At 66.1% G+C, this 15,496-nt stretch carries 19 protein-coding genes; 2 read left to right on the forward strand and 17 right to left on the reverse strand.

The genetic code is table 11. The annotated features are described in order from the left end of the window. Window positions 1-2: 2 nt before the first annotated feature. From AC3A84_RS10380 to petA, 4 genes are all read right to left on the reverse strand, one after another. A complete protein-coding gene (locus tag AC3A84_RS10380) occupies window positions 3-614 on the reverse strand; it encodes a glutathione S-transferase N-terminal domain-containing protein (protein WP_092942319.1) in 612 nt (203 codons plus the stop codon). A gap of 95 nt (window positions 615-709) precedes the next feature. Continuing rightward, window positions 710-1,465 (reverse strand): cytochrome c1, encoded by a 756-nt coding sequence (locus tag AC3A84_RS10385; RefSeq protein WP_487969547.1) that lies wholly within the window; start codon window positions 1,463-1,465, stop codon window positions 710-712. A 31-nt stretch (window positions 1,466-1,496) separates the two neighbouring features. Further along, the gene (locus tag AC3A84_RS10390; RefSeq protein ID WP_487969548.1) at window positions 1,497-2,915 is read right to left on the reverse strand and encodes a cytochrome b; all 1,419 of its coding nucleotides are present in this window, start codon (window positions 2,913-2,915) and stop codon (window positions 1,497-1,499) included. 10 nt (window positions 2,916-2,925) lie between these two features. Beyond that, window positions 2,926-3,525: a ubiquinol-cytochrome c reductase iron-sulfur subunit gene (gene petA / locus AC3A84_RS10395; RefSeq protein WP_487969549.1), complete on the reverse strand. Its 600-nt coding sequence runs from the start codon at window positions 3,523-3,525 to the stop codon at window positions 2,926-2,928. Between the two features lie 136 nt (window positions 3,526-3,661). Between petA and mscL the strand changes: the two genes are divergently transcribed. After that, window positions 3,662-4,099 carry a large conductance mechanosensitive channel protein MscL gene (gene mscL, locus AC3A84_RS10400; protein WP_288509674.1) on the forward strand — a complete coding sequence of 146 codons (438 nt, stop codon included), beginning with the start codon at window positions 3,662-3,664 and terminating at the stop codon, window positions 4,097-4,099. A 75-nt stretch (window positions 4,100-4,174) separates the two neighbouring features. Here the strand turns inward: mscL and pdxA are convergent, their stop codons facing one another. From pdxA to AC3A84_RS10415, 3 genes are all read right to left on the reverse strand, one after another. After that, the gene (gene pdxA, locus AC3A84_RS10405) at window positions 4,175-5,239 is read right to left on the reverse strand and encodes a 4-hydroxythreonine-4-phosphate dehydrogenase PdxA (protein ID WP_487969550.1); all 1,065 of its coding nucleotides are present in this window, start codon (window positions 5,237-5,239) and stop codon (window positions 4,175-4,177) included. Between the two features lie 86 nt (window positions 5,240-5,325). Beyond that, a complete protein-coding gene (locus tag AC3A84_RS10410) occupies window positions 5,326-6,117 on the reverse strand; it encodes a Nif3-like dinuclear metal center hexameric protein (protein WP_487969551.1) in 792 nt (263 codons plus the stop codon). Window positions 6,118-6,168: 51 nt separating this feature from the next. Further along, entirely contained in the window at window positions 6,169-7,488 is a 1,320-nt protein-coding gene (locus AC3A84_RS10415; protein WP_487969552.1) for an MFS transporter, read from the reverse strand. Window positions 7,489-7,868: 380 nt separating this feature from the next. Between AC3A84_RS10415 and AC3A84_RS10420 the strand changes: the two genes are divergently transcribed. After that, on the forward strand, window positions 7,869-9,017 hold the full coding sequence (locus tag AC3A84_RS10420; RefSeq protein WP_343590625.1) for a S1C family serine protease: 1,149 nt from the start codon (window positions 7,869-7,871) through the stop codon (window positions 9,015-9,017). Window positions 9,018-9,183: 166 nt separating this feature from the next. On the opposite strand, the gene tatC is transcribed toward AC3A84_RS10420, so the two are convergent. From tatC to AC3A84_RS10470, 10 genes are all read right to left on the reverse strand, one after another. Beyond that, entirely contained in the window at window positions 9,184-9,969 is a 786-nt protein-coding gene (tatC, locus tag AC3A84_RS10425) for a twin-arginine translocase subunit TatC (protein WP_487969553.1), read from the reverse strand. Between the two features lie 69 nt (window positions 9,970-10,038). Then, a complete protein-coding gene (gene tatB / locus AC3A84_RS10430) occupies window positions 10,039-10,515 on the reverse strand; it encodes a Sec-independent protein translocase protein TatB (RefSeq protein ID WP_487969554.1) in 477 nt (158 codons plus the stop codon). Between the two features lie 48 nt (window positions 10,516-10,563). Further along, window positions 10,564-10,815 carry a Sec-independent protein translocase subunit TatA gene (gene tatA / locus AC3A84_RS10435; protein ID WP_343590628.1) on the reverse strand — a complete coding sequence of 84 codons (252 nt, stop codon included), beginning with the start codon at window positions 10,813-10,815 and terminating at the stop codon, window positions 10,564-10,566. Between the two features lie 124 nt (window positions 10,816-10,939). Beyond that, a complete protein-coding gene (locus tag AC3A84_RS10440; RefSeq protein WP_487969555.1) occupies window positions 10,940-11,296 on the reverse strand; it encodes a histidine triad nucleotide-binding protein in 357 nt (118 codons plus the stop codon). A 56-nt stretch (window positions 11,297-11,352) separates the two neighbouring features. Further along, entirely contained in the window at window positions 11,353-12,384 is a 1,032-nt protein-coding gene (locus AC3A84_RS10445; protein WP_487969556.1) for a patatin-like phospholipase family protein, read from the reverse strand. Then, window positions 12,377-12,766, reverse strand: a complete 390-nt coding sequence (locus tag AC3A84_RS10450) for a DUF4870 family protein (protein WP_487969557.1) — start codon at window positions 12,764-12,766, stop codon at window positions 12,377-12,379. The genes AC3A84_RS10445 and AC3A84_RS10450 overlap by 8 nt, the downstream gene beginning before the upstream one ends. Before the next feature lie 28 nt (window positions 12,767-12,794). After that, window positions 12,795-13,199 (reverse strand): phosphoribosyl-ATP diphosphatase, encoded by a 405-nt coding sequence (locus AC3A84_RS10455; RefSeq protein ID WP_487969558.1) that lies wholly within the window; start codon window positions 13,197-13,199, stop codon window positions 12,795-12,797. Between the two features lie 5 nt (window positions 13,200-13,204). Continuing rightward, a complete protein-coding gene (hisI, locus tag AC3A84_RS10460; protein WP_487969559.1) occupies window positions 13,205-13,630 on the reverse strand; it encodes a phosphoribosyl-AMP cyclohydrolase in 426 nt (141 codons plus the stop codon). A gap of 89 nt (window positions 13,631-13,719) precedes the next feature. Beyond that, window positions 13,720-14,499 carry an imidazole glycerol phosphate synthase subunit HisF gene (gene hisF, locus AC3A84_RS10465; protein WP_487969560.1) on the reverse strand — a complete coding sequence of 260 codons (780 nt, stop codon included), beginning with the start codon at window positions 14,497-14,499 and terminating at the stop codon, window positions 13,720-13,722. Between the two features lie 37 nt (window positions 14,500-14,536). Further along, a complete protein-coding gene (locus AC3A84_RS10470; RefSeq protein ID WP_487969561.1) occupies window positions 14,537-15,415 on the reverse strand; it encodes a D-hexose-6-phosphate mutarotase in 879 nt (292 codons plus the stop codon). Between the last annotated feature and the right edge of the window lie 81 nt (window positions 15,416-15,496).

Raw genomic sequence — 15,496 nt, forward strand, 5'->3', positions numbered from 1 at the left:
AATTACTTGCGCATGACCTTTTCGGAGGGCGTGAGCGCTTCGATGTAGGCCGGACGCGAGAAGATGCGCTCGGCGTACTTCAGCAGCGGTGCCGCGTTCTTGGACAGGTCGATGCCGTAGTAGTCCAGGCGCCAGAGCAGAGGCGCGATGGCCACGTCCAGCATGGAGAAGTTCTCGCCCAGCATGTATTTGTTCTTCAGGAACACGGGCGCCAGTTGCGTCAGACGGTCGCGAATGTGGGCGCGGGCCTTTTCCAGCGCCTTCTCGTTACCCTTGGTGGCACGGGATTCGAGGCTGTTGACGTGAACGAAGAGTTCCTTTTCGAAGTTGAGCAGGAACAGGCGCACGCGGGCACGGTCCACCGGGTCGCCAGGCATCAGCTGGGGATGGGGGAAGCGCTCGTCGATGTACTCGTTGATGATGTTCGACTCGTACAGGATGAGATCGCGCTCGACCAGGATGGGCACCTGGCCGTAGGGGTTCATCACGCTGATGTCTTCGGGCTTGTTGTACAGGTCCACATCGCGGATTTCGAAGTCCATGCCCTTTTCGAACAGGACGAAACGGCAGCGATGGGAGAAGGGGCAGGTCGTACCCGAATAAAGCACCATCATGGTGAGAAGCTCCTAAAAATCAAAAGAGTGGGCGCTCTCGCGCCCACTCTGTAAAAGCGTGGCCGCGCCCTAAAGCGCGGCAAAGAGTCTAGCGGTTACTTGACGTCTTTCCAGAAGGCCGCATTGAGCCTCCAGGCGATGACCGTGAAAACACCCAGGAATATCAGAACCCAGACGCCCACGCGAACCCGCGTATTTTGCGCCGGCTCCCCCATCCACTGCAGATAGTTGACGAGATCACCCACGGCTTGGTCGTACTGCAGGGGCGACATGGTACCAGCCGTGATCTGCTCCCATCCTTTGAAGACCTGGATCGGGTGGCCGTGGCTTTGCTGTTCTTCGAAAATCGGGCGGCGATCGCCCTGCAATTGCCACAGCACATGGGGCATGCCCACGCTCGGGAACGCCAGATTGTTCCAGCCGGTCGCCTTGGTGTCGTCGCGGTAGAAAGTGCGCAGGAAGGTGTAGAGATAGTCCGCACCCGTGCCGCCGTGGCCAGCGCGCGAACGAGCAATCACGGTCAGATCGGGCGGGTTGCCGCCGAACCACTCCTTGGCCTGGCGCGGATCAATCGCGGACTTCATGGTCTCGCCCACCTTGTCGGTGGTGAACAGCAGGTTGTCCTTGATCTGCTGCTCGGTCAGGCCGATGTCCTGCAGGCGGTTGTAGCGCATGGAAGCTGCGGAATGGCAGTTCAGGCAGTAGTTGACGAACAGCTTCGCACCGTTTTGCAGCGATGCGGTGTCGTTGGTGCGGTTGGGCGCTTTGTCCCAGGCGATACCGCCTTCGGCCGCCTGCGCGCCCGTGAGCAGACCCAGTGCGGCGATCAGCGTGAGGATGATTTTTTTCATGGGGATGTTTCTTCGAGCAGGCTGCACACGCTCAATGCGGGGTGAAGGTCACCCGGTCAGGCACCGGCTTGGGCGTGCCCAGACGGCTCCACCACGGCATGAGAAGGAAGAAGCCGAAGTAGAACAGGGTTCCGACCTGAGACACGCGCTCGCCGATCGGCGAGGGCGGCTGCACACCCAGATAGGCCAGCACCACGAAGTTGACCACGAACACGGCATAGAGATACTTGTGCCAGTCCGGCCGGTAGCGGATGGACTTCACCGGGCTCATGTCCAGCCAGGGGAGGAAGAACAGGATGATCACGGCCCCACCCATCACCACCACGCCCCAGAACTTGGCGTCAATGGACAGCATGAGCGCCACCGCCACAGCCGCCACCAGCACCAGCGCGCCCTTGACGAAGCCGGCCAGCCGGCCACGGAGCACCGCCAGCCCCACGGCCAGCACCACGCAGGCGATGAGCGCATACATCATCTCGCTGGTGATGGCGCGCAGCATCGAATAGAACGGCGTGAAGTACCAGACCGGCGCGATGTGGGCCGGCGTCTTCAGCGGGTCGGCAGGAATGAAATTGTTGTATTCGAGGAAATAGCCACCGAACTCGGGCGCGAAGAAGATCACGGCCGAGAAGATGAACAGGAACACGCACACGCCGAAGATGTCGTGCACCGTGTAGTACGGATGGAAGGGGATGCCGTCCAGCGGGTGGCCATGCTCGTCCTTGGGGGCGCCGGGGCCCTTGATCTCGACGCCGTCGGGGTTGTTGGAGCCCACATCGTGCAGCGCCAGCAGGTGGGCCACCACCAGACCCAGCAGCACCAGCGGCACGGCGATCACGTGGAAGCTGAAGAAGCGGTTGAGCGTGGCGTCGCCCACCACATAGTCGCCACGGATCAGCAATGCGAGGTCGGGACCTACGAAGGGGATGGCGGCGAACAGGTTGACGATCACCTGCGCGCCCCAGTACGACATCTGCCCCCAGGGCAGCAGGTAGCCCATGAAGGCCTCGGCCATCAAGCACAGGAAGATGGCGCAACCAAAGATCCAGACCAGCTCGCGCGGCTTGCGGTAGGAACCGTAGAGCAAGCCGCGGAACATGTGCAGATAAACCACCACGAAGAACGCGGAAGCGCCTGTGGAATGCATGTAGCGGATCAACCAGCCCCAGGGCACGTCGCGCATGATGTACTCGACGGACTCGAACGCCTTGCTGGCGTCGGGCTTGTAGTGCATCACCAGGAAGATGCCGGTGACGATCTGGATCACCAACACCAGCAGGGCCAGCGAGCCGAAGATGTACCAGAAGTTGAAATTCTTCGGAGCGTAATACTCCGACATGTGCATCCGGTAGGCGTCAAAGGCCGTGGGGAAGCGGTTCTCGAGCCAGTTGACCGCCTTGGCGCCCGTGGAGGCGTTGGGCGAGATGTCTTTGAATTCGCGGTAAGCCATGGGTTGTTCCTCAGGCCTTCTTGTCTTCACCGATCAGGAGCTTGGTCTCCGACAGGTACATGTGGGGAGGAACCTCCAGGTTGTCGGGGGCCGGCTTGTTCTTGAAAACGCGGCCGGCCATGTCGAACGTGGAACCATGACAGGGGCAGAGGAAGCCGCCCTTCCAGTCGTCCGGCAGCGACGGCTGCGCCCCGGGTGTGAACTTGTCGGAGGGCGAGCAGCCCAGATGCGAGCAGATACCCACAGCGACCAACACCTCGGGTTTGATCGAACGGGCCTCGTTGCGCGCGTAGGGCGGCGTGAGCTCTGCCGGCTTGCGCTCGGACTTCGGGTCGGCGAGCTGTGGATCGAGCGAGGGCAGCGCAGCCAGCTGCTCTGGCGTGCGGCGCACGATCCAGACCGGCTTGCCGCGCCATTCCACGGTGATCTTCTCGCCGGGCTTCAATCCCGAGATATCCACCTCGACAGGGGCCCCTGCGGCCTTGGCTCGCTCCGAAGGCTGGAAGGTGCTCACGAACGGTACGGCTGTCGCCACGCCGCCCACCGCACCAGCGCAGCCGGACGCGATCAACCACGTCCGCTTGCTGGAGTCGATTGGAGTTTCACTCATGGGGTCCTCGATATACTTCGCCATTGGGGCTAACCTCGAAAATTCTAGCGGAGCGAATATGGTGATTCCATTGGGGGACACCCCGTTAGGGCAGCCGATACTTCAGTGTTTTCATCTATATCAAAGGAGTGGAGAAATGGGCATCGCACAAGAGTTCAAAGAGTTCGCCGTCAAAGGCAATGTGATAGACCTTGCCGTCGGCGTCATCATCGGCGGTGCATTCGGCAAGATCGTGGACTCGGTCGTGAGCGACCTGATCATGCCGGTGGTGGGGTTGGTATTTGGCCGGCTCGATTTTTCCAATCTATTCCTCGTGCTCGGCGCCGTTCCGCCCGGAACGGCCAATACGCTGGACGCGCTGAAAAAAGCGGGCGTTCCCGTGCTGGCCTACGGCAATTTCATTACGGTGGCTGTGAACTTCCTGATCCTGGCGTTCATCATTTTCATGATGGTCAAGCAGATCAACCGCCTCAAGCGCCAGGCCCCCGCGCCCGCACCGGCTGCGCCTGCCGCACCGCCTGAAGACATCGTGCTGCTGCGCGAAATCCGCGACAGCCTGAACCGGCCGCGCTAAGCACCAAGCGCACCTGCCAAGAAGACGGCCCGCTCGATGCGGGCCGTTTTTTTTTGGGGGGGGTGGCCCCACCCCTCAATCCGGCAGCGAAGACAGCTGCCGCGCCATGCGAACCGCCTCGATCAGGCTGGACGCATCGGCCACTCCCTGCCCCGCGATGTCGAAGGCCGTGCCGTGGTCCGGGCTGGTGCGCACCAGCGGCAGGCCGAGCGTCACGTTCACGCCCTTATCCACGCCCAGATACTTGACCGGGATCAGCCCCTGATCGTGGTACATGGCCAGCACTACGTCGAACTCCCCCTGGCGCTGTGGCGTGGTGCGCGCGCGCATGAAGACCGTGTCGGGCGCGAAGGGGCCGCGCGCATCAATGCCTTCAGCCAGCGCGGCGCGAATCGCCGGGGCGATGGTTTCGATCTCCTCGCGCCCGAAGAGCCCCCCCTCGCCCGCATGCGGATTGAGCCCCGCCACGCCGATGCGCGGCGCCCGGCCCAGGCTGCGCGAGAGAGCGGCGTGGGTGATGCGCAGCGCGGCCAGCACATTGCCCTGCGTGACGGCGGACAGCGCGTCGCGCAGCGACACGTGGATGCTGACGAGCACGGTGCGCAACTCGTCGCTGGCCAGCATCATGCGCACCGGCATCTCGGCCAGCGGCACACCGGCATGCCGCGCCGCCTCGGCCTGCAGCAGTTCGGTATGGCCGGGAAAGGCGATGCCGGCGGCGGAGAGCGCCTCCTTGTGCAGCGGCGCCGTGACCACGGCCGCCACCTCTTCCCGCAACGCGGCACGCGCCGCCCAGACCACGCAGTCGGCCGCGGCCTGCCCGGCTGCGGCGCTGATCCGGCCGAAGGCGGGCGGCTCCGTCGGCAGGCCCGGCAGCTGCAGCACCGGCACGCAGCGCGGCGGCACGGCGAGCGCATGCCCGGCCGCGGCGATGGCGGCGACGGGCAGCGCAGCATCGCCTGCGCGCTGGATACAGCCGCCGGCTCGCCGCTGCACAGCGACGTCCCCCACCACGAAACAGCCACGCAGCGCGTCGGGCGCATCGCGGAAGGCCCGGGCGATGATTTCGGGGCCGATGCCCGCGGCATCGCCCTGGGTGATGGCGATGGGCTGCAGGGCGGCTGGGGGTCGGGAAATCATGCGGGCCTCGGAAAGGAAGACGTCAAAACAGCTCTCAGCGCTTATTTGATCGGGGCATCAAGCTATCATTTAAATAGCAAAAACGCTTAGGCCGGGTTGTCGATATCGATGAACACATGCTCCAGCGAGAACTGCTCCGCCACCCGCGCTGCCACGGCCGGCGCGCCGTAGCGCTCGGTGGCATGGTGGCCGGCCGCGAGGAAGGCCACGCCCGTTTCGCGCGCGATGTGGGCCTGGGGTTCGGAAATCTCGCCGGTGATGAAAGCGTCAGCCCCCGTGGCGATGGCCGCCTCGAAATAGCTCTGCGCCCCGCCGGTGCACCAGGCCACCCGCGTGATCGGGCGCGGCTCGGCCTGCACCAGCGTCACCGGGCGGCCCAGCGCGGCCTCCACGTGGCGTGCCAGGGCTTGCGCGTCTGCGAAGCGAGCGGTGCCGGCCAGGCCCAGCTCCTGCTCGCCGAACCGGACATCCGACGAGAGGCCCAGCACGCGCCCGAGCTGCGTGTTATTGCCCAGCTCGGCATGGGCATCGAGCGGCAGGTGGTAGGCGAAGAGATTGATGTCGTGGGCCAGCAGGCGCTGCAGGCGCTGCTTCATCCAGCCGGTGACTCGGCCGTCCTGCCCACGCCAGAAGAGGCCGTGATGGACGAAGATGGCGTCAGCCCGCTGCTCGATGGCGGCGTCGATCAGTGCCAGGCTGGCCGTCACGCCGCTCACCAGGCGCTTGATCTGGGCCCGGCCCTCGACCTGCAGGCCGTTGGGGCCGTAGTCCTTGAAGCGCTCGGGCTGCAGCAGTGCGTCGAAGGCACGCTGCAGGTCCTGCCGGGCGACCCCCGGGTGAGGGCCGGTCGGCGAAGGGGAAAAGGCAGACTGGGTCATGGCCAGAATTGTGGCAGGCCCAGGCACCTTCTCAGGCGTTAGCGCCCGGGCTCAGGCCTTCGCAGGCTGCCAGCCGCGCGAGGCGAGCGGCACGAAGCCCAGCACGAAGCCCAGCACGCCCATGGCCGCCACGTAGTGGGCGTTGGCCAGCGCGTCGTGCTGCTGCCAGAGCGTGATCAGGATGGGCGTGATGCCGCCGAACACGGCATAGGCCATGTTGTAGGAGAAGGACAGGCCGGTGAAGCGCACCTCCGGCGGGAAGGCGCGCACGCCCACGATGGGCAGCAGCGAGATGGAGCCGACGAAGAAGCCGATCAGGCCGTAGTTGAAGACCAGCGACGCAGGCGTGCCCGGCAGCTGGGTGTAGAACCAGTAGCTGCTCAGCGCCAGGCCGCCCCAGCCCAGCAGCATGACCGGACGCGTGCCGAAGCGGTCTGTGGCCCAGCCGACGATGACGCAGCCGATGGTGAGCGTGAGCGTGGCGACGGCGTTGGCTTCCAGTGCCAGCGTGGCCGGTATCTGGAACACCTTCTGCAGGTAGGTGGGAGTGATCAGCACGACGACCACCACCGCAGTGGACAGCACCCAGGTCATCAGCGCCACCAGCACCATGGCGCCCTTGTGCTCGCGCAGCACGGTCTTGACGGGCAGCTCGCGCGCCACTGCACGGCGCGCGGCCAGTTCCTGGAACACGGGCGTTTCGTGCAGGAAGCGGCGCAGGTATACCGACACCAGGCCGAACACGCCGCCCAGGATGAACGGAATGCGCCAGGCGAATTCGCGCACCTCGGCCGGCGCATAGCTGCGGTTGATGGCGATCGCGACCAGCGAGCCCAGCAGGATGCCGCCCGTGATGCCGGCCGTGAGCGTGCCCACGCCCAGGCCGTAGCGGTTCTTGGGCACGTGCTCGGCCACGAACACCCAGGCGCCGGGCATTTCGCCGCCGATGGCAGCGCCCTGCAGCACGCGCATGGCCAGCAGCAGCAGCGGAGCCGCCACGCCGATGCTGGCGTAGGTGGGCAGCAGGCCGATGACCAGCGTGGGCACGGCCATCAGGAAGATGGACAGCGTGAACATGCGCTTGCGCCCCAGCTTGTCGCCGAAGTGCGCGATCACGATGCCGCCCAGCGGGCGCGCCAGGTAGCCCGCTGCAAAGATGCCGAAGGTCTGCAGCTGGCGCAGCCAGTCGGGCATGTCGGCGGGGAAGAACAGCCCGCTCAGCACCGCGGCGAAGAAGACGTAGATGACGAAGTCGTAGAACTCCAGCGTGCCGCCCAGGGCGGACAGGCCCAGGGTCTGGTAGTCCTTGCGGGTGAGCTGGCGGGCAGGAGCGGCATCCGCCAGGGACGGCGCCGGGGATTGAGAGGTCATGGACAAAACGTTCCTAAAAGCAGGCAGCCAGGGCTGCCAAAAACCAAGGGCGGCGCCAGCCACGCGCCATGGGATGGGGCGCGTGGCCGTCGTTCGGCAGGCTTTCCGGATGGGGGATGCTTGGCAGGCGCGCTCCGGGCGGATGACCGGGAGGCAAAAGGCGAACGAAAATGCAGGAGCCGTTACAGTGGGCAACATTCTAGAGGTTTACCCTTGGCACCCTTGTGTCGGTAAGTCGCAGGCCCTGCCTGTGCCTGGACGTGACCAGCGACGGAGGCGGCGCAGCGACAATGACGGCAGCGTGCGCCACTGCCCGGCCAGCGCCCTGCCCTCCCCATCCATTCACGCCGAGTTGCCCTCGCCGTTTTTTCTGCTCCAACATGAAGCGTATCTGGCTGCTGTTTTCCCAGACCGTGACGGTTCTCGTCGCGGCCTATTTCGTCGTCTCCACCCTGCAGCCCGGCTGGGTCCGCAGCGGCGCTACGCGCAGCAGTGCGGGCGTCTCGCTGGTGGAAGCGCCGGCAGCGCCAGAGGCGCCGGCGGCAGCGGGCGGCAGCTTCCGCGCCGCAGCGCGCAAGGCCGCGCCGGCGGTGGTGAGCATCAACACCAGCAAGGCCGTGCGCACGCCGCGCAGCAACGACCCGTGGTTCCAGTTCTTCTTCGGCGACCAGGGCGCGCAACAGGCCCAGACGGGCCTGGGCAGCGGCGTCATCATCAGCACCGACGGCTACATCCTGACCAACAACCATGTGGTCGAAGGCGCCGACGAGATCGAGGTGACGCTGACCGACAACCGCCGCGCCCGCGCCCGCGTGATCGGCACCGACCCGGACACCGATCTGGCCGTGCTGAAGATCGACCTGGACAAGCTGCCGATCATCGTGCTGGGCCAATCCGACCAGCTGGCCGTGGGCGACCAAGTACTGGCCATCGGCAATCCCTTCGGCGTGGGCCAAACGGTGACCAGCGGCATCGTGTCGGCCCTGGGCCGCAGCCAGCTGGGCATCAACATCTTCGAGAACTTCATCCAGACCGACGCGGCCATCAATCCAGGCAACTCGGGCGGTGCGCTGGTGGACGTGAACGGCAACCTGATGGGCATCAACACGGCGATTTATTCGCGCTCGGGCGGCAGCATGGGTATTGGCTTCGCCATCCCCGTTTCCACCGCCAAGATGGTGCTTGACGGCATCGTCAAGGACGGCCAGGTCACACGGGGCTGGATCGGCGTGGAGCCCAACGAGCTTTCCCCCGAACTCGCCGCCACCTTCGGCGTGAAGGCCACCGAGGGCGTCATCATCACCGGCGTGCTGCAGGGCGCCCCCGCAGCGCAGGCCGGCGTGCGTCCCGGCGACGTGATCGTGGAAGTGGACGGCAAGCCCACCCAGACCGTCTCGGCACTGCTGACCACCGTGGCCGCCCTGCGCCCCGGCACGGCGGCGCCCTTCGTGCTGCAGCGCGGCGATACGCGGCTGGAGATTCAGGTCGTGCCCGGCACCCGCCCGCGGCCGCAGCAGCGGCAACGCTGACGCCAGGCACCGGACCGGGCGCCGCTGCGGCACCCGCCGCCCCGCCGGCCCTGACCTGCCTGACCGTACCGCGCGGGCGCTATCAAAAAAATAGCCCCCAGCCCTTGCAGAACAAGGGCTGGGGGCTATTTTCGTTGAGGCACCTGCTACCAGCAGCCACCGAGGTTCAGGTCGTTTCCTGCGCGTCTTCCGGTGCGGCGGTGTGGCGGATGAAGATCTGCGCCGCCCAGATGCCCAGCTCGTACAACAGGCACATCGGCACGGCCAGCGACAGCTGCGAGACCACGTCGGGCGGCGTGACCACGGCCGCGACGATGAAGGCCAGCACGATGAAGTAGCCGCGGAAACCCTTGAGCTTTTCCACAGTCACGAAACCCATGCGCGCCAGCAGCACCACCACGATCGGCACCTCGAACGCCAGCCCGAAAGCCAGGAACATGGTGATGACGAAGCTCAGGTAGGCCTCGATGTCAGGCGCGGCGGTGATGCTCTTGGGCGCGAAGCTCTGGATGAAGCTGAACACCTGGCCGAACACGAAGAAGTAGCAGAACGCCACGCCGATGAAAAACAGCACCGTGCTGGAGATGACCAGCGGCAGCACCAGCTTCTTCTCGTGCGAATAAAGACCCGGCGCCACAAAGGCCCAGACCTGCCAGAGCACGAAGGGCAGCGCCAGCATGAAAGCCGCCATGAGCAGAATCTTCAGCGGCACCATGAAAGGCGAGATCACCGAGGTGGCGATCAGCGTGGCGCCGGCAGGCAGGTGCGCCACCAGGGGCGCGGCCAGCAGGTCGTAGAGCGGGCCCGGGCCTGGGTAGAAGAACAGCCCGGCCGCCATGACGCCGACGGCGATCAGCGCCTTGACGAGGCGGTCGCGCAGCTCCATGAGATGCTGCACGAACGGCTGCTCGGTGCCCGCGAGCTCGTCTTCTTTATTGGGAATATCGGACATGGTGGGGAAGGTTGCGGACTGGCTGCGTGCCCGCAGGGCAGGCCCGGACGGGCAACTGCACAGCGGCCGTCAATGGAATTTCTGCGGCCGGAAACGCGCCACGCGCGCTGCGCCCGACTGGGCCTTGGTTCGCACGCCGGCGCGTGCCTTGTACCACTGGGGCGTGGCACCGCGCTTGAGGCGCCAGTTCTTTCCGGGGTTCTTGTAGGCCGGCACCACGGGTGCGGCATCGAACCCGACGGCGGACGAAGAAGAATCGCCCGCGCCATGGATGGAGGACTCCCAGTCTTTCTGGAAGTCGCTCGCCTGGGTCTGCACCGATTGATGGACGTCGCGAGCAGCGCTCTCGACCGTGTCCTTCATCTTGCGCAGCTCGTCCAGCTCCATCGAGCGGTTGACCTCAGCCTTCACGTCGGAGACATAACGCTGCGCCTTGCCCAGCAACGTGCCCACGGTGCGCGCCACGCGGGGCAGCTTTTCGGGGCCGATGACGATGAGCGCGACGGCGCCGATCAGCGCCATTTTGGAGAGACCGATGTCAATCATGGAAGCGTTGGGAGGATGAAGCGCTGAGCCACTGCGGGCGGGCCGTCATCAGCTCTTTTGCTTGGCTTCGACGTCGATCGTGGTCTTGTCGGCCGCCGTGTGCGTGCCGACCTGGGTGGGCGGCGTGGCGGTGCTGGCGGCGGGAGGCGGCGCATCGGAAGCACCGTCCTTCATGCCGTCCTTGAAGCCCTTGACGGCGCCCCCGAGGTCGGAGCCCATGTTCTTGAGCTTCTTGGTGCCAAACACCATCACCACGATGAGCAGCACGATGAGCCAGTGCCAGATGGAAAACGAACCCATGGAAATCTCCTGATGAATTGCGGCCCATTTTAGACGGGGGACATGTCAGGCCGGCGATACCCCTTGCAGCCTGCTGGCTGCGTGCCGTGCGGTCAGTGAAACTGGCTGCGCAGCATGAATACGGTCACCCTTTGAGCCACGGGCGCGGACCGCCCATGACGTGGATGTGCAGGTGATGGATCTCCTGGCCACCTTCGTCGCCGGTATTCACCACGATGCGAAAGCCGCCTTGCGGATACGGGTTGCAACCCTGTTCCAGCGCCAGCCGTGGCGCCAGCGCCATCATGCGGCCCAGCACGCCGGCATGCGCGTCGGTCACCCCGGCCATGGAATGGACATGGGCCTTGGGCACCATGAGGAAATGCACCGGGGCCCAGGGATTGATGTCGTGGAAGGCGTAGATCTCGTCGTCCTCGTACACCTTGCGGGACGGGATCTGGCCGGCAATGATCTTGCAGAAAAGGCAGTCGGGGTCGTGCATGGAGGAAGGGAAGGAAATCGGTGCGTAAAGGCGGGCAAGGGGCAACGCGCCATCCGTCAGGCATTGTCCGCGATGTTGACAGTGGGGCGCACGCCGATGTCGGCGCCATGCGCGTGGAGCCAGCGCTGGCCCTCTTGGCGGCCGAGGGCGAACAGCTCGCGGATGAACGACAGGTCCGCCCGCGACTTGCTGGACGCGCCGAAGCCGGCCAGCAGCGCTCCGCCATCGATGCGGTGCATGCGCACGCTGCGGTAGCGGCGCTCGTCGAGCTTGCCTTCGGCCAGCAGGCGGCGCACGAACTCGATAGCGCGCATCTCGGACAACAGGCTGGCGTTGAAGGTGACCTCGTTCATGCGTTCCATGATCTCGGAGGCGTTGTCGGGTACGGTCGGGTGTTCGATGGGGTTGATCTGCACCAGCAGCACGTCGGCGCATTCGGTCTTGTAGATCAACGGATGCAGCGCCGGGTTCCCGGAAAAACCGCCATCCCAGTAGTGCTCGCCGTCGATCTCCACCGCCTTGAACAGCAGCGGCAGACAGGCCGAGGCCATCACCGCGTCGGCGCTCAGACGCTTGCCCGAGAAGATCTCGCCCCGGCCCGTGCGCACGTTGGTGGCGCACACGAAGACCTTGGGCGAAGGGGCGGTGCTGAGCACGTCGAAATCCACTTCGCGCTCAAGCAGCCGGCGCAGCGGGTTGATGCCCAGGGGGTTGGTCTGGTAGGGCGAGAGCCACTGCGTGAACATGCCCACAAGGGCATTGTTACCCGCCAGCGGAACACCCAGCATCATGCTGCCCAGCGTGCCCACGCCCTCCCACAGCCGGCCCAGCGTGGCGCGGGCCATGTCGCAGCCGATCTGATGCACCTCGCGCGGGTCGGCGCCTGCGTGCTGGTGCGCCGCCTGGGCGAAGCCATGGGCGAGCGCGACGGCGTTCATGGCGCCAGCGCTGGTACCGCTCAGGCCTTCAATGGCGAAGCGGCCGTCTTCGAGCAGCGCGTCCAGCACGCCCCAGGTGAGCGCGCCATGGGAGCCGCCGCCCTGCAGCGCAAGGTTGAGCCGCTGCGGCTGAAAGGTGGCGTCAGGCATCGACGGCCCGGTTTTCGCTCATGGCCAGCATGCCGCGCACGATGCGGTAGAGGAACCACACCGAGATCGCGGCCCAGGCGATCCAACCCGGAAGGATGAACAGCAGCCACAGCGGGAAGGTGAGGATGTAGAGCACGCCCGCCCAGAGCACGCTGCGGATGCGCCAGGAGAAATGGCTGGCCTGCCAGGTGCCTTCCGCGTCGCCGCGCTTGACCAGGTCGATCACCAGCGCGATCAGCAGCAGCGCGATGCTGGGCTGCGCACTGGGCAGCACCGCGGCCACGGCCACGAGCAGGTGCAGCACGTAGCTGACCCAGCCGATGGTCTTCAGCGATTCGGCGCGCCCGTTGGGCGTCACGTCGATGATGTCGTTGTCGCTCATGCTGCGGCTCCTCCTTCAAGGGTGGTTATCAGGTGCTCTCTCGGATGGCGCGGTGCTCGGCCTTGCGCAGCGCCTTTTCCTCGATGCCGCTGGTGCCCTCGCGGCGCTCGAGTTCGGCCACCACGTCGGCGGGCGTGAACCCGTAGTGCGCCAGCGCCACCATGGTGTGGAACCAGAGGTCGGCCACCTCATAGACGATCTTGCCGGCATCGCCGCCATGGTCGGCGTCCTTGGCGGCCATGACGACCTCGGTCGCCTCTTCGCCGATCTTCTTGAGGAAGGCATCCGGGCCCTTGTGCAGGAGGCGCGCGACGTAGCTCTTGTCGGGCTCGCCGCCGTGGGCCGGCTTGCGGCTTTCGATGACGGCAGCCAGGCGGGCGAGCGCGTCGTGCGAGGCCGGGGATGCGGGGGATGCAGATTCGTGGGCGGCCATGTCGGTCACTTGTAGATGGATTCGGGGTCTTTCAAGACCGGATCGACGGCGGTCCAGGCGCCGTCCTTGAGCACGCTGAAGAAGCAGCTGTGCCGGCCCGTGTGGCAGGCGATGCCGGGCTCGTGGCCCAGCTGCGTCACCTTGAGCAGCACCACGTCGTTATCGCAATCCAGGCGGATCTCGTGGACGGTCTGCACGTGGCCGGACTCTTCGCCCTTGAACCACAGCCGCTGGCGCGAGCGGCTGAAATACACGGCGCGGCCCAGCTCCGCCGTGCGCTGCAGCGCCTCGCGGTTCATCCACGCGAACATCAGCACGTCGCCGGTGGCGGACTCCTGCGCGATCACGGGCACCAGGCCCTGCGCATCCCACTTCACTTCATCTAGCCAGTTCATGGTGTCATTGTCTCTTGAATTGCTGCACTGCAGCATTTTTCATTTGCTACTTAAAAGATAGCATCTCGTGTAGATGAAATAACGGCTGGAAGCCTTTTTCATAGTCACATCAAGCGCTACGGGCATTACAGCCGTACCGGAATGCCGCGCTCGGCCATGCGCTCCTTGGCCTGGCCCACGGTGTATTCGCCGTAGTGGAAGATGCTGGCAGCCAGCACGGCATCGGCGCCGCCCTGCTGCACGCCGTCGGCCAGATGGTCCAGATTGCCCACACCGCCCGAGGCGATCACCGGCACGCCGACTGCGTCGCTCACGGCCCGGGTGAGCTGCAGGTCGAAGCCCGACTTGGTGCCGTCGCGGTCCATGCTGGTCAGCAGGATCTCGCCGGCGCCGCGCCGCGCCATCTCGGCGGCCCACTGCACGGCGTCCAGGCCGGTGTTCTTGCGGCCGCCATGGCTATAGACGTCCCAGCCCTCGCCGCGAGCGGCCAGGTCGTCGCCCTGGCGCCGCTTGGCGTCGATGGCCACGACGATGCACTGTGCGCCGTACTTGTCCGATGCGGCGTTGATCACGTCGGGGTTGGCGAGCGCTGCGGAATTGAAGCTGGTCTTGTCGGCCCCGGCGTTGAGCAGGCGCCGCACGTCTTCGACGGTGCGTACGCCGCCGCCCACCGTGAGCGGGATGAAGACCTGGCTGGCCACGGCCTCGATGATGGGCAGGATCAGATCGCGCCCGTCGCTGGTGGCCGTGATGTCGAGGAAGGTGAGCTCGTCGGCGCCCTGCGCGTTGTAGCGGGCGGCGATCTCCACCGGGTCGCCCGCATCGCGCAGTTCGAGGAAGTTGACGCCCTTGACCACGCGGCCTCCGGTGACGTCGAGGCAGGGAATGATGCGTTTGGCCAGCATGGAGGCTCCAGGAGGGAAAGGAAAGGAAAAGCGGAAATCAGAGGACCTGCAGCTGCTGCCAGCCAGACCAGCGGGCGCCGGGCGCCATGGCCACGGGCCGGTCGATGCAGGCGGCCTCCACGCACAGCATGTGGCGATAACCGTCGGCAGGCATGTCCGCCAGCGCAGCGCAGCGGGGGGCGCCGGGGTTCCAGACCACGGTGTTGCCCCACTCCGCGCCCTGCGCGATGGACAGCCGGCCGCCTGCGGCCGGCTGGACCTGCAGGGGAGCGGGCGCGGCGGCGAAGACGCTGTCGTATTCGCCCTCGAAGCTGACGGGGCCCTGCTGGACGCCGTGCGTGTCGGCCACGGCATCCCAGCACGCGCAGCCGTCCAGGCCTTCGAGCCGGACCGTCGCGATGTCGTCCACCCGCAGGTAGGTGTGCAGAGCAGCGGTGAAGTCCCATGCCGTGGTGCCGGGGTTGTGTGCCGACAACTCCACCCGCAGTGCGCCGGGGCGCAGCGTGACGGCCAGTTCCGCGGCGAAGGCCTGGTCAGGCCACCAGCGGCGCGTGACCTCGCTGTCCGCCAAAGACAGGCGCAGGAACCGGCCCTGCCCGTCCGCCGCCTCTCCGCAGCCTGACAGCTGCCACGGCAGGTTGCGTGCGAAGCCGTGCTTGGGTAGCGGCCCGCGCTGGTTGAACTGGGGAAAGCACACCGGCACGCCGCCGCGGATGGCGGTGTGCCCGTCGAAGACGCTGCGTGGGCTGAGGAAGAGGCGTTCGGTGCCGTCCGCCGTAGTCCAGGACAGCACCTGGGCGCCCTGCGCGGCCACCACCACCCGGTCTCCGCCAGGCAGGGCCATCTGCCATGCCGGCTGGCCGTGGAAAAGGAAGGAAGATGCCACGGGCGGCGCTGCATTCAGGGGGGCGGACATGGGTTGATTGTAAAAGCCCGTCACCATGCCGATGGCGGGCTGGCGGGGCGCGGCGCCGTCTTGCTGGACAATCGCCCCTTT

This window comes from Paracidovorax sp. (genome assembly GCF_057642795.1).

Coding starts and splice junctions, on each gene's coding strand:
- AC3A84_RS10380 (WP_092942319.1), bottom strand. CDS start 614: ATGATGGTGCTTTATTCGGGTACGACCTGCCCCTTCTCCCATCGCTGC.
- AC3A84_RS10385 (WP_487969547.1), bottom strand. CDS start 1,465: ATGAAAAAAATCATCCTCACGCTGATCGCCGCACTGGGTCTGCTCACG.
- AC3A84_RS10390 (WP_487969548.1), bottom strand. CDS start 2,915: ATGGCTTACCGCGAATTCAAAGACATCTCGCCCAACGCCTCCACGGGC.
- petA (WP_487969549.1), bottom strand. CDS start 3,525: ATGAGTGAAACTCCAATCGACTCCAGCAAGCGGACGTGGTTGATCGCG.
- mscL (WP_288509674.1), top strand. CDS start 3,662: ATGGGCATCGCACAAGAGTTCAAAGAGTTCGCCGTCAAAGGCAATGTG.
- pdxA (WP_487969550.1), bottom strand. CDS start 5,239: ATGATTTCCCGACCCCCAGCCGCCCTGCAGCCCATCGCCATCACCCAG.
- AC3A84_RS10410 (WP_487969551.1), bottom strand. CDS start 6,117: ATGACCCAGTCTGCCTTTTCCCCTTCGCCGACCGGCCCTCACCCGGGG.
- AC3A84_RS10415 (WP_487969552.1), bottom strand. CDS start 7,488: ATGACCTCTCAATCCCCGGCGCCGTCCCTGGCGGATGCCGCTCCTGCC.
- AC3A84_RS10420 (WP_343590625.1), top strand. CDS start 7,869: ATGAAGCGTATCTGGCTGCTGTTTTCCCAGACCGTGACGGTTCTCGTC.
- tatC (WP_487969553.1), bottom strand. CDS start 9,969: ATGTCCGATATTCCCAATAAAGAAGACGAGCTCGCGGGCACCGAGCAG.
- tatB (WP_487969554.1), bottom strand. CDS start 10,515: ATGATTGACATCGGTCTCTCCAAAATGGCGCTGATCGGCGCCGTCGCG.
- tatA (WP_343590628.1), bottom strand. CDS start 10,815: ATGGGTTCGTTTTCCATCTGGCACTGGCTCATCGTGCTGCTCATCGTG.
- AC3A84_RS10440 (WP_487969555.1), bottom strand. CDS start 11,296: ATGCACGACCCCGACTGCCTTTTCTGCAAGATCATTGCCGGCCAGATC.
- AC3A84_RS10445 (WP_487969556.1), bottom strand. CDS start 12,384: ATGCCTGACGCCACCTTTCAGCCGCAGCGGCTCAACCTTGCGCTGCAG.
- AC3A84_RS10450 (WP_487969557.1), bottom strand. CDS start 12,766: ATGAGCGACAACGACATCATCGACGTGACGCCCAACGGGCGCGCCGAA.
- AC3A84_RS10455 (WP_487969558.1), bottom strand. CDS start 13,199: ATGGCCGCCCACGAATCTGCATCCCCCGCATCCCCGGCCTCGCACGAC.
- hisI (WP_487969559.1), bottom strand. CDS start 13,630: ATGCTGCAGTGCAGCAATTCAAGAGACAATGACACCATGAACTGGCTA.
- hisF (WP_487969560.1), bottom strand. CDS start 14,499: ATGCTGGCCAAACGCATCATTCCCTGCCTCGACGTCACCGGAGGCCGC.
- AC3A84_RS10470 (WP_487969561.1), bottom strand. CDS start 15,415: ATGTCCGCCCCCCTGAATGCAGCGCCGCCCGTGGCATCTTCCTTCCTT.